The organism is Frondihabitans australicus (assembly GCF_003634555.1).
Classification (GTDB): Bacteria; Actinomycetota; Actinomycetes; order Actinomycetales; family Microbacteriaceae; genus Frondihabitans; species Frondihabitans australicus.
Map to the genome: position 1 here is coordinate 2,555,323 of NZ_RBKS01000001.1, position 11,752 is coordinate 2,567,074.

The window sequence follows — 11,752 nt, forward strand, 5'->3', positions numbered from 1 at the left end:
CCGATGACCACGCGAAAGAGCCGATCGACCTCGGCGAACCTGCTCTACGTCCTCCCGTTCTTCGTCCTGTTCGCCGTGTTCTTCGCGTGGCCGACGGTCTACGGCCTCTACCTGAGCTTCACCGACCGCAACCTGGCCGCGGCGAAGGGCCCGAGCCTCGTCGGCTTCGCGAACTACCTGGAGGCGTTCAGCGACCCGTCGATGTGGAGCTCGCTGGCGAACACGCTCTGGTTCACCGTGATCACGACGATCCCGCTCGTGATCCTGGCGCTGGTCGTCGCGCTCCTCATCAACATGAACCTGCGCGGCACCTGGTTCTGGCGCCTCTCGGTGTTCATGCCCTACCTGTTCGCGTCGACCGTCGTCAGCCTGATCTGGGTGTGGCTGTTCGATCCGAACCTCGGTCTCGTGAACACCCTGCTGAGCCACCTCGGCATCACCGGGCCGGCCTGGCTGCAGGATCCCGGCACGGCCATGTCAGGCGTCGCGGTCGCCACGGTCTGGTGGACGATCGGGTTCAACTTCCTGCTCTACCTCTCGGCGCTGCAGAACATCCCGCAGCAGCTCTACGAGGCGGCTGCGGTCGACGGGGCGACGAAGTGGCGCCAGGTGAGGTCCATCACGCTGCCGCTCCTCGGCCGGACGACGGGGCTCGTGGTGGCGCTCCAGATCCTGGCGTCCCTCAAGGTCTTCGACCAGATCTACCAGATGACCGGCGGCGGCCCGAACGGGGCGACGCGATCGATCCTCGAGTACGTCTACGACACCGGGTTCTCGAACTACCGACTCGGCTACGCCTCCGCCATCTCGTACGTGTTCTTCGCGATCATCCTCATCCTGAGCATCGCGCAGTTCTCGATCTTCAACCGTCGCGGCTCGGCCGGCGCAGACGCGTCGCGGGTCGCGGTCCCCGAACCCGCAGAAGCGCCGACGCCCGCGCTTCGCCCCCTCACCCCGGAGGCAGCACGATGAGCGCCGTTCTCGTCCCCTCGCACACCGAACCCCAGCGGCGATCCGCTCAGGGCGCAGGATCGCCGACACCTCACCGGAGACACGTCACCGCCGGCACCGTGCTGTCGTACGTGGCCGTCGCCGTCCTCGCCGTGATCTGGCTGGTCCCGCTCTTCTGGGCGGTCAACACCGCCTTCAAGTCCGAGACCGACGCCTCCGCGAGCCCCGTCCACGTGTTGCCGGCGCACGGCTACACGGTCGACGCCTTCCGGCTCATCTTCCAGTCGGGCCGGGTGCAGGTGTGGCTCGGCAACAGCGTGATCGTCGCCGTCGCCGTCACGGCGATCACGCTCGTCGTCTCGACGCTCTGCGCCTACGCGTTCGCGCGGCTGGACTTCCCGTTCCGCCGCGTGCTCTACACGATCACGGTGGGGTCGATCCTGGTGCCGACCCAGATCTTCATCGTGCCGCTGTACGACGAGCTGCGGAGCCTTCACATGATCGACACGTACTGGGCGATCATCCTGCCCCAGACCATCGCGCCCGTGATGGTGTTCGTGCTCAAGCGGTTCTTCGACGAGATCCCGCGCGAGCTCGAGGAGGCGGCGCTCGTCGACGGAGCCTCGCGCCTGCGGATCTTCGGTCAGATCGTCCTGCCGCTGAGCCGGCCGATCATCGCGGCGGTGTCGATCTTCGTGTTCATCGGCGCCTGGAACAACTTCCTCCTGCCGTTCATCGTCACGAACAACCCGAACCTGATGACGCTGCCGGTCGGCCTGCAGACGGTGACGCCCGGCTACGGCGTGACCTACGCCCTGCAGATGGCCGAGGCGGTGTTCGCGGCGCTCCCCCTGATCGTCGTGTTCGTGCTGTTCCAGCGGCAGATCATCCGCGGCATCGCGACCACCGGCATCGCCGGTCAATGACCGCTCGGGGCGCGGACCACCTCCTCAGCTCGGCCCGCGCCCCGGGCACTCCCCTTCTCCTCGCTCCATCCCACGCCAGAAAGAGACGCCGATGCACACCCTCACCACCGCTCGAGCACCGTTCTTCCGCCCGGGCGGCCGCATCGAGTTCCGCGACCACGAGTACCCTGAGCCCGGGCCCGGCGAGCTGCTGCTGCGCCCGCGCGCGAACGCGGTGTGCGGCACCGATCGCGCGTTCTGGAACGCGGGCGCCGATCACGTGCCAGGTCACGAGACCTCGGGCGTCGTCATCGAGGCAGGATCCGACACGACCACGGCGATCGGAACCCGCGGCGTCGTGTTCCTCATGGACTACTGCGGCCGCTGCCGCAGCTGCCTCCTCGGGGCGACGAACCAGTGCCTCGACAAGCGCGCCGACCGGGGCATCGCACAGGACGGCGGGTACGGGCCCCTCGAGATCGTCTCGGAGAGCCAGTTCTTCCCGATCCCCGACGACGTCGGCTTCGTCACCGCCACGATGCTGCTCGACGTCATGGGCACGTCCGGCCACGCGATCGGCCGGGCCCGTCTCGTGCGGCCCGACATCGAGTCGGTCTACATCGCCGGAGCCGGCCCGATCGGCCTGGGCCTCTTGGTCATGTCGCGCCTCGTGCTCGGCACGGACATCCCGGTGCACATCAGCGACGTGTCCGCTTGGCGCCGGGACTTCGCGGCGACGCTCGGCGGGATCCCCGTCGACGCCTCGGATCCTGCCGCCATGGGGTCGGTGGGCACGCCCGACGTCGCCTTCGACTCGTCGGGCAAGGAGGTCGCGCGCAGGGCAGCCCTCGACGTGCTCGGGCAGCGCGGCGCTCTCGTCTGCGTGGGGCACGGCGAGACCGTGACGCTCGACGTCTCGCGCGACCTGCTCGCGCCGGAGCACGCCGTGCTCGGCTCGGAGTACTTCCGCTTCGACGAGCTGCCCGGCAACCTCGAGCTGCTCCGGGCGAATCTCGACTACGTGGGCAGCGTCGTCACGGACGTCGTGCCGGTCGAGGAGATCGACCGCGCCTTCGAGCTCTTCCTGGGCGGCGAGACGGGTAAGGTCGTCGTCGTCCAGGGCGACGAGGAGGCAGCGTGAGCGATGGCCCGCCTCCGCTTCGCGTCGTCGTCGTCGGCCCGGGCGGTTGGGGGCAGCAGCACACGCGCGTCTTCGCCGGGCGGCCCGACACGTCGCTCGCCGGCATCGTCGGGCGCGACGCCTCACGGACGACGGCACGGGCGGCGGACCTCGGCACGACCGGCTACACCGACCTCGACCGCATGCTCGACGAGGCGCGGCCCGATCTCATCACGGTGTCGCTGCCGAACGAGGAGCACTTCGAGCCGACCCTGCGCCTGCTCGAGACCGGGATCCCCCTTCTCGTCGAGAAGCCGCTCGTGTTCGACCTCGACGAGGCGGACGCGCTTCTCGCCGCTGCCGCCGCTTCCGCGTCGTTCTTTGCGATCGACTTCAACCACCGGTACGCCGAGCCGGTCCAGCGCACCCGGCGGGCTCTGGACGAGGGCAGGATCGGCGATCCTGTGTTCGCCACCTGGCGATTCGGCGGCGAGCCGAACCTCGGCGCCACGCCCCACAAGAACCTCATCGAGACGCAGTGCCACGCGTTCGACATGCTCGAGCACCTGCTCGGCCCGATCTCGTCGGTGGTGTCGCAGTCGGCGTCGTTCTCCGGCACGGGGTCGACCGTCGCACTGGCCCTCTCGTTCGCGAACGGCGCCGTCGGCACGCTGCTCGGATCGTACGACTCGTCCTATGCCTACCCGGGCACGCATCTTCTCGAGGTGAACGGCACCTCGGGGAGAGCCGTCGTCGTCGACACCGTGCAGCGGTTCGAGCTGTCGCGAGTCGGCGACACCGACACGACCGTCTGGCAGGCGGGGTACTTCGACGACTCGGCTCGGTCGTTCGCAGCGACGTTCGATCGCTACGTCGACGACCTGCTGCGAGCGCTCCGGGCAGGATCGCCGCCGCCCGTCCCCGCGACCGCCGGGCGCCGGGCGCTGTTCCTGGCGCGGTGCGCGATCGAGTCGGCGGAGTCCGGTCGGCGCGTCGCGACGACGTGACCCGCGTCAGGAGATCGCGAAGAGACGCGCCGCGTTGCCCCCGAGGAACGCCGCGCGGCTGTCGTCGTCGGGGAACCCGGTGAGGAACTCGTCGATCTCGCCGGAGGTGGGCCGCTGGAACGGGAAGTCCGTCGAGAACATCAGGCGGTCGACGCTCGTCGCCGCGAGCGCGTGCTGGAGGAGCGCCGGCGACAGCATGCCCGAACTGGTGATGTGCATGTTCGACCGGACGTAGTCGGAGGCCCGGCGTTCGAGGCCTGCGACCCGTGACAGGCCGTCGATCCGGTCGAGCCAGAAGAGCAGGAGCTCGCCCCAGTGCCCGAGAACCACCTGCAGGTCGGGGTGGCGATCGAACGCGCCCGAGACGATGAGCCGAAGCGCTGCGGTCGCCGCCTCGACGTGCCACCCCCAGCCGAAGGTCGACAGCGCCAGCGAGGTGAGGTCGTCGAAGCCCGAGTACGCGGCCTCGCGGAGGGCGCGTGAGGGGATCTGCGGGTGGATGAACACCGGGGTGCCGAGCGCCGCTGCGGCGCCGAGGACGTCGTAGTACGCCGGGTCGTCGAGCGGCCGGTCGCCGGTGCGGCCGTAGACCATGACTCCGACGGCACCGAGGCCCCGCGCCCGTTCGAGCTCGCTCGCGGCCGCTCCCGGCTCGCTGAGGGGAAGGGTGGCGAAGGCACGGAAGCGGTCGGGGTGCCGGGCGACGGCCGCGAAGGCCTGGTCGTTCAGGTCGCGGCTGAAGGCCACGGCGTCGGGCCCCGAGAGCGGCCCGGTGGCGGGAGGGGCCAGCGACAGGATCTGCACGTCGACGCCCTGGGCGTCCATCATCGCCAGGCGGGTCTCGCCGAGGTCGTGCAGCAGGTCGAGGTTGTCTCCCATGTCGTTGAGGGGGAGGCTGTCGTCGCGGCGATCGGCGGGGAGGGCGCGCAGGGCGTCTGCCAGCTCCTGCGTCGTCCAGTGCTCTTCGATGGCGATGGTCGTCATGGTGGTCTCCGGTTTCACTAAACACATGTTCATCGAGCACGCTAGCACCTTCGGTGAACGCTTGTAGAGTGAACTCATGGCCGGGACGATGCGAGACGCGAAGCGCGCCGAGTCGTCGCGTCGCATTCTCGAGGCGGCTCGGGCGGAGTTCGCCGAGGCCGGGTTCGAGGCGGCGACGATCCGCTCGATCGCCGGGCGCGCAGGAGTGACGGCCGGGCTGGTCATGCAGCACTACGGCTCGAAGGAGGCGCTGTTCCGATCGGCGGCGCGCCTGCCGGCCGACGACCGCGACACGGCGTCCGAGCACGTGCGGGACGTCCTCGACGCGCGGCTCGGCGATCTGCCGCCCGAGACTCTCGCGCTCCTGCGGTCGATGCTGACCGTGCCCGAGGCGGCCGACGCCATTCGGGCGCATCTCGACGAGCGCATCGACAACCTCACCGCCTCGCTGGGCGGCGAGGATGCGCGCGCCCGCGCGACGGTCGCCGTGACCGGCATTCTCGGGCTCACGATCGCGCGGCAACTCCTGCGCCTCCGGGCCTTCGACGAGGTGTCGCGCGAGGCGATCGTCGACGCGGCGGAGCGGGGCCTCGGCGCGGTCGGCGGCGGCGAGTAGTCGGGCGGCGGGTCTGCCGCGTCGTGCCCCTGGAGGGACTCGAACCCCCAACCCTTTCCTTAGGACGGAACTGCTCTTCCATTGAGCTACAGAGGCTGACCCGGCAAGCCTACCGAACCCTCGGGCGGCGCACCGCTTCGCGAAATCAGCAAGGCTTCGCGAGATCGCGCGAAGCAACACCGAATCCGCGAAGCGACCCTCGCGGCAAGCCCGCGACAAACCTAGGTGAGCGCTCACAACGAGGGCTATCGTGAGAGTCATGCCTCTCACCGCCGAGACCTGGCCCATCGCCGCGGCACTCCTCCCCTTCCCCGCGACCACCCGCACCGGACAAAGCGTCCAAGACGCCGACCCCGACGTCTGGCGCGCGACGCTGCAGGAGGTGAAAGACGCTGGCTTCCGCGACGTCGACCTCACCGACGGCTACCTGCGCGTCGGCGACCTCGACGACGCCCGCCTGCGCGACCTCCAAGACACAGCGCAGGATGTCGGCATCGGCACCCCGGCGATCTCGCTCATCCGCCGCAGCGTCATCGACGCCCGGCACGGCGACGACAACCTCGCCTACAGCCACCGCGCCCTCGACGCGGCCGCGGCCCTCGGGGCGAACACGGTGAGCGTCGGCCTCCACCAAGCCCTCACGGAGGCCCAGAAAGAGCAGCTCTGGTTCTGGACGGTCGAGGGCTACAAAGACCCTGACGACGCCGACGTGCGAAAGACCGCCACCGCACGGCTGCGCGAGCTGGGCGATCACGCGGCAAGCCTCGGAATCCTGCTCTCCCTCGAGATGTACGAGGACACCTATCTCGGCACCGGCGACTCGGCGGTGCAGCTGGTCACCGACATCGACCGGCCGAACGTCGGTCTGAACCCCGACATCGGCAATCTCGTGCGCCTGCACCGCCCGATCGAGAGCTGGCAGGAGCTTCTCGTGAAGACGCTCCCCTACGCCAACTACTGGCACGTCAAGAACTACCTGCGCGACGAGCACCGCGCGACGAACTCGTACTTCGCCGCGCCCGCACCGCTCGAGACCGGCGTCATCAGCTACCGGGAGGCCGTCGCGGTCGCGATCGAGAACGGCTACCAGGGCGCCTTCTGCTGCGAGCACTACGGCGGCGACGGCCTGAGCGTCTCGGCGACCAACGAGCGCTTCCTCCGCGAGCGCCTCCTGCCGAAGACCGAGACTTACGACCTCGGCACCAGCCGCGTCACCCAACCGAGCAGAGAGGCTCACTCATGACCGCAGGATCCGACACCCCTCGTTCCTATGCTGTGATCGGCAGCGGATACATGGGCGGCGGCATCGCCCAGGTCCTGGCGCTGAGCGGGGCGAGCGTGGCCATTGCCGACGTCTCCGCCGACGTCGCCGCGGCCAGCTACGAGCGCCTGCTGAAGGAGTCCGACGACTTCGTGCGGGACGACCTCTTCCCGGCGGGAGCCACGGCCGTCCTGGAGGCGAACCTTCGGCCCGCGAAGTCCATCGAGGAGGCCGTCGAGGGGGCGACGTTCGTCGAGGAGGCCGTGCCCGAGGTGGTCGACATCAAGGGGCCGACGCTCGCTCGCGTGTCGGCGGCCGCCTCCCCCGAGGCGGTGATCGGCAGCAACACCTCGACGATCTCGATCGGGCTGCTCGCCGGGTACGTGACCGAGCCGTCGCGGTTTCTCGGGGTGCACTTCTCGAATCCTGCGCCCTTCATCCCCGGCGTCGAGCTGATCGCGCACGCGCACGAGAACGGCGCGACGTCGCCCGCGACCATCGACACGGCCGAACGGATCGTTCGCGCGACGGGCAAGCAGACGGCCCGCGTCGGCGACCGGACGGGCTTCGTGCTCAACCGCCTCCAGTACGCGCTGTTCGCCGAGGCGACGCAGCTCGTTGACGAGGGCGTCGCCACCGTCGAGGACATCGACACGGTCGTGCGCACGACCTTCGGGTTCCGCCTGCCGTTCTTCGGGCCGTTCGCGATCGCCGACATGGCCGGCCTCGACGTCTACAAGTTCTGCTATGAGTCGATGCAGGGCACGTTCCCGGAGCGCTTCGCGACGCCCGCCAGCCTCACGGCGCTCGTCGACGCCGGGCACCTCGGCACGAAGTCGGGCGGCGGCTACCTCGACGTGCCCGCCGAGCGCACGCCCGAGCTCGTCGCCTACCGGAACCGCGCCTACGTCGCGATGCAGAAGCTGCTCGACGAACTGGGGCCGGCACCGCTCGACTACTGAGCCCCTACGGCGTCAGGCGGCAGGAGCCAGGTACTCGTCCCACACGGGCTGCGGCTGCTCGACGCCACGCACAACCCACCCGACGCCGTGAGGCGCCTTCGGGGCGAAGCGCAGGGTCCAGTTCATCTCGGCCGGTGTGCGGTCGCTCTTGATGTTGTTGCACTTGAGGCAGCACGCCACGAGGTTCTCCCACGTGTCCATGCCGCCGCGGGAGCGCGGCTGCACGTGGTCGATCGTCGACGCCGCCTTGCCGCAGTACGCGCACCGGTGCGAGTCGCGACGCAGCACGCCCCGGCGCGACACCGGGATCTGACGTTGGTGCGGCAGCCTCACGTAGCGCGTCAGCACGATGACGCTCGGCCGATCGAACGCCGCCGTGGCGGCGAGCACGGGGTGCTCGGCGTCGGCCGCGAGAACCGTCGCCTTCTGCGTCATCACGAGCACCAGGGCTCGCCTGAACGACACCACGGCGAGCGGCTCGTAGCCGGCGTTGAGAACAAGAGTGCGCATTGCTTCCCTTTCGAAACGGCCTAGACGGCTTCCAGGCATTCGAGTCCTCGGGCCTCGCACTCGAGGGAGGTTGCTCCGCGAAACGAAAGAAGCACCGTCACGACGTGACGGTGCTTCAGGCGTTCGAGGGGCCTTGCTGTATGGCACAGCTCAGCAGTGCACCCATGGTGCGGGTGACTCCTGTGCGTGACATGCGGCTCTCCCAGGTGTGGTCGGCTCCGAGAACATCAGATTAACCCACGAACCGCCCTGCACCTAGCAGGGCGGCTCATGGTTTACAGAGCGTTCACGCGCTTCCGGGCCTCGCGAGGGGCGCAGGAGCCGCGGCAGGGCCTACTTGCTGATGCCGAGCCGCACGAAGTGGTGAGCCTGGTTCCAGATCGGGCGGACGCTCACGACGCCGCCGGGCTTCGGCGCATCGAGGATCATCCCGTTGCCGGCGTAGAAGCCGTCGTGCGCCTCGTTGTCGAAGACGACGAGGTCGCCGGGCTCCGCGTCGGCCTGCGAGATGGTCACGCCGGCGGCGTCCTCGAGCGGCACGGAGTGCTGCAGCGAGATGCCGAACTGAGCGTAGACGTACATGACGAAGCCGGAGCAGTCGAAGCCGGCCGGCGTCGCGCCGCCGAAGACGTACGGGGTGCCCTGGTACTTGAGCGCCGTCTGGTAGACCGCGGCGAGGCTGAACGCCGGGTGGGACGGGTTGGCGAGGTAGTCGGCCGCCGTCTCGCCCGAGTAGGCGGTGCTGGCGCTGAAGGCGGCACGCTGGGCGGCGGCCTGGGTGGCCTGCGCCGCGGTGAGGGTCGTCGACACGGTCTTGGTGACGGGGACGCTCGCGGTGTAGTTGTCGCGCGACACGTCGGTCGCCGCGGCGTTGTTCGCGACCTGGACGTTCTGGGCGCCGTTGGCGCGCTCCGAGGCGATCTGCGCCGCGGACTGCGAGCCGGCGGCGGTGGTCTGGCTGTGCGCGAACGCCGGGAGGGCCATGGTGCCGAAGAGGCCCGCGATGATTCCCATCACGGCGACCGAGACGGCGGTCTTCTTCACGCCGCGGCGCTTCGACTTCGCACTGGCGGCGCGCTGCTCGGCGACGACGGCCTCGCGGGCGGCCCGGCGGGTGGCAGGTGCGGCGGCGGTCTTGACCGTGTCGATCGGGCCGGTGCGGATGGGGTCGGTGCGCATCGTGCGACGCGTGATGCCCCGGGGCGCGTTCGACGAGGGAATGATGCCAGTGGTCAAGAGTGGGTCTCTCCTGCGTCTCGACAGTCTGCGGACTGCCCTCGCCCCGTTCGTCGGATCAACGACTCACGGCAGGAGACGAGGGAAGAGACGTCCTGCCACGGGCCCGACGACCGGCCTTCCTGGTCGAACGGACCCTGCGAGCGTACCGGAGGAGGACCGCGATGTCATCCTTCAGGCTGATCTTTGTAACGAAAAGGTAAAGAACCGGCCAGAAAATCAGATCGAGAGGTAGATGTGCGACGCGACGTCGGGAGCGAGCTCGATCGCCTCGTCGTACCCCTCGACGTGGATCGAGATGTACGATCCTGCCGCCGACACGGTGGCGGTCCGCCCCGGCTGTACCCCGGAATCGTGCAGCTGCTGCAGGAATTCGGGCTCGAACTGCACGGGCTCGGCGAGGCGGCGAATCGTTCCTGACTTTCCGCTGGGATTCTTCGACGCGACCTCGACGATCGACACGACACCGTCGAGGAAGCGCCCCGCGGGCGAGTCGCCGAGCTCGTCGAGACCCGGGATCGGGTTGCCGTAGGGCGACTCGGTCGGGTGGTCGAGCATGTCGAGCAGGCGCCGCTCGACCTGCTCGCTCATCACGTGCTCCCACCGGCAGGCCTCGTCGTGCACGTAGGCCCAGTCCAGTCCGATCACGTCGGCCAGCAGGCGCTCGGCGAGACGGTGCTTGCGGATCACGTGCGTCGCCTTGGTCCGGCCGGCCTCGGTCAGCTCGAGGTGACGGTCGCCCGAGACGATCACGAGGCCGTCACGCTCCATACGCGCCACGGTCTGCGACACCGTCGGCCCCGAATGCCCGAGACGCTCGGAGATACGAGCGCGCAGAGGCACGATGTTCTCCTCCTCGAGGTCGAGGATCGTGCGCAGGTACATCTCTGTGGTGTCGACGAGATCGGTCAACTGTTCCTCCCGGTGAGCGCTCGAAAACCGCACGGCGCGTCACGGATCAGCCTACTGGCTGACTCCTTACGGCACCCCTTAGGGCCGCTTCACCTGCGCGTCTTCTGAACGAGCCGTCACACGCCGAATCGGGCCCTCGAGCCTCGATACCATCAACGCATGGCCGACATCACCATTCCCGCAGACCTCCTTCCCGAAGACGGCCGGTTCGGCTGCGGCCCGTCGAAGATCCGGGCCGAGCAGCTGTCGCACCTTGCCGGCGCAGCGTCGTCGATCCTGGGCACGTCCCATCGGCAGGCGCCCGTGAAAGACCTCGTGGGCCGCGTGCGCGCGGGGCTCGGCGAGCTCTTCACGCTTCCCGACGGCTACGAGGTCGTGCTCGGCGACGGCGGCTCGACCGCGTTCTGGGACGCCGCATCGTTCGGACTCATCGAGAAGAAGGCCGAGAACCTCTCGTTCGGCGAGTTCGGCTCGAAGTTCGCCGCCGCGGCCGGTGCTCCGTGGCTCGAGAAGCCGCACGTCATCACGGCGCCGGGCGGCTCGCGCGCCGAGGTCGAGATCCTGGACGACGTCGACGTGTACGCCTGGCCGCACAACGAGACCTCCACGGGCGTCATGGCGCCGGTGAAGCGGGTCGCAGGAGCCGACGGAGCCCTCACCGTGATCGACGCCACGAGCGCCGCCGGCGGTGCCCTGTTCGACGCCCGCGAGACCGACGTCTACTACTTCGCGCCGCAGAAGAACTTCGCATCGGACGGCGGCCTCTGGTTCGCCCTCCTGTCTCCTGCGGCGATCGAGCGGGTCGAGCGGATCGCCGCGTCGGGCCGCTACATCCCCGAGTTCCTGAGCCTCAAGAACGCCGTCGACAACTCGCGTCTCAACCAGACGCTGAACACTCCGGCCCTCGCGACGCTGCTGCTCATGGAGAACCAGATCGACTGGATCAACGGCAACGGCGGCCTGGCCTGGGCCGACGCCCGCACGAAGGAGTCGTCGGGTGCGCTCTACGACTGGGCGAGCGCGTCGGAGTACGCGACGCCGTTCGTCGTCGACCCGGAGCACCGCTCGCAGGTCGTCGCCACCATCGACTTCGCCGACTCGATCGACGCCGCGGCCGTCGCGAAGACTCTGCGCGCCAACGGCATCGTCGACACCGAGCCCTACCGCAAGCTCGGCCGCAACCAGCTGCGCATCGCCACGTTCACGGCCATCGAGCCCGACGACGTGCGCCAGCTGATCCGGTCGGTCGAGTTCGTGGTCGGCGCTCTCTAGTCGTCGCGCCTACGCG

The 11,752-nt window shown here is 69.3% G+C and carries 12 protein-coding genes and 1 tRNA gene; 8 read left to right on the top strand and 5 right to left on the bottom strand.

Annotation, left to right across the window (positions count from 1 at the left end):
* The first annotated feature begins 3 nt into the window (after positions 1-3).
* From C8E83_RS11990 to C8E83_RS12005, 4 genes are all read left to right on the top strand, one after another.
* Entirely contained in the window at positions 4-972 is a 969-nt protein-coding gene (locus C8E83_RS11990; protein WP_245981647.1) for a carbohydrate ABC transporter permease, read from the top strand.
* Complete coding sequence (locus tag C8E83_RS11995; RefSeq protein ID WP_121370110.1) at positions 969-1,877, top strand: carbohydrate ABC transporter permease; 909 nt, start codon at positions 969-971, stop codon at positions 1,875-1,877. Before C8E83_RS11990 ends, C8E83_RS11995 begins: the two co-directional genes overlap by 4 nt.
* A 91-nt stretch (positions 1,878-1,968) precedes the next feature.
* Positions 1,969-2,997 (top strand): alcohol dehydrogenase catalytic domain-containing protein, encoded by a 1,029-nt coding sequence (locus tag C8E83_RS12000; RefSeq protein WP_121370111.1) that lies wholly within the window; start codon positions 1,969-1,971, stop codon positions 2,995-2,997.
* Complete coding sequence (locus C8E83_RS12005) at positions 2,994-3,983, top strand: Gfo/Idh/MocA family protein (RefSeq protein ID WP_121370112.1); 990 nt, start codon at positions 2,994-2,996, stop codon at positions 3,981-3,983. Before C8E83_RS12000 ends, C8E83_RS12005 begins: the two co-directional genes overlap by 4 nt.
* 6 nt (positions 3,984-3,989) lie before the next feature.
* Here C8E83_RS12005 and C8E83_RS12010 read toward each other — a convergent pair whose 3' ends face one another.
* Positions 3,990-4,967 carry an amidohydrolase family protein gene (locus tag C8E83_RS12010; RefSeq protein WP_121370113.1) on the bottom strand — a complete coding sequence of 326 codons (978 nt, stop codon included), beginning with the start codon at positions 4,965-4,967 and terminating at the stop codon, positions 3,990-3,992.
* Between the two features lie 76 nt (positions 4,968-5,043).
* On the opposite strand from C8E83_RS12010, the gene C8E83_RS12015 reads away from it, so the two are divergent.
* Positions 5,044-5,583 (top strand): TetR/AcrR family transcriptional regulator, encoded by a 540-nt coding sequence (locus C8E83_RS12015; RefSeq protein ID WP_121370114.1) that lies wholly within the window; start codon positions 5,044-5,046, stop codon positions 5,581-5,583.
* A gap of 24 nt (positions 5,584-5,607) precedes the next feature.
* On the opposite strand, the gene C8E83_RS12020 is transcribed toward C8E83_RS12015, so the two are convergent.
* Positions 5,608-5,679, bottom strand: a tRNA-Arg gene (locus C8E83_RS12020).
* A gap of 163 nt (positions 5,680-5,842) precedes the next feature.
* On the opposite strand from C8E83_RS12020, the gene C8E83_RS12025 reads away from it, so the two are divergent.
* Both C8E83_RS12025 and C8E83_RS12030 read left to right on the top strand, forming a co-directional pair.
* Positions 5,843-6,826, top strand: a complete 984-nt coding sequence (locus tag C8E83_RS12025) for a sugar phosphate isomerase/epimerase family protein (RefSeq protein ID WP_121370115.1) — start codon at positions 5,843-5,845, stop codon at positions 6,824-6,826.
* Positions 6,823-7,806 (top strand): 3-hydroxyacyl-CoA dehydrogenase family protein, encoded by a 984-nt coding sequence (locus C8E83_RS12030; protein WP_121370116.1) that lies wholly within the window; start codon positions 6,823-6,825, stop codon positions 7,804-7,806. Before C8E83_RS12025 ends, C8E83_RS12030 begins: the two co-directional genes overlap by 4 nt.
* A gap of 12 nt (positions 7,807-7,818) precedes the next feature.
* Here the strand turns inward: C8E83_RS12030 and C8E83_RS12035 are convergent, their stop codons facing one another.
* The 3 genes from C8E83_RS12035 to C8E83_RS12045 all read right to left on the bottom strand — a co-directional run bounded on the left by C8E83_RS12035 (position 7,819) and on the right by C8E83_RS12045 (position 10,464).
* Positions 7,819-8,316 (bottom strand): HNH endonuclease, encoded by a 498-nt coding sequence (locus C8E83_RS12035; RefSeq protein WP_121370117.1) that lies wholly within the window; start codon positions 8,314-8,316, stop codon positions 7,819-7,821.
* 333 nt (positions 8,317-8,649) lie between these two features.
* A complete protein-coding gene (locus tag C8E83_RS12040; protein ID WP_121370118.1) occupies positions 8,650-9,552 on the bottom strand; it encodes a C40 family peptidase in 903 nt (300 codons plus the stop codon).
* A gap of 219 nt (positions 9,553-9,771) precedes the next feature.
* Complete coding sequence (locus C8E83_RS12045) at positions 9,772-10,464, bottom strand: iron-dependent transcriptional repressor DtxR (RefSeq protein ID WP_121370119.1); 693 nt, start codon at positions 10,462-10,464, stop codon at positions 9,772-9,774.
* A 159-nt stretch (positions 10,465-10,623) separates the two neighbouring features.
* On the opposite strand from C8E83_RS12045, the gene serC reads away from it, so the two are divergent.
* Entirely contained in the window at positions 10,624-11,736 is a 1,113-nt protein-coding gene (serC, locus tag C8E83_RS12050) for a phosphoserine transaminase (protein WP_121370120.1), read from the top strand.
* Positions 11,737-11,752: the final 16 nt, after the last annotated feature.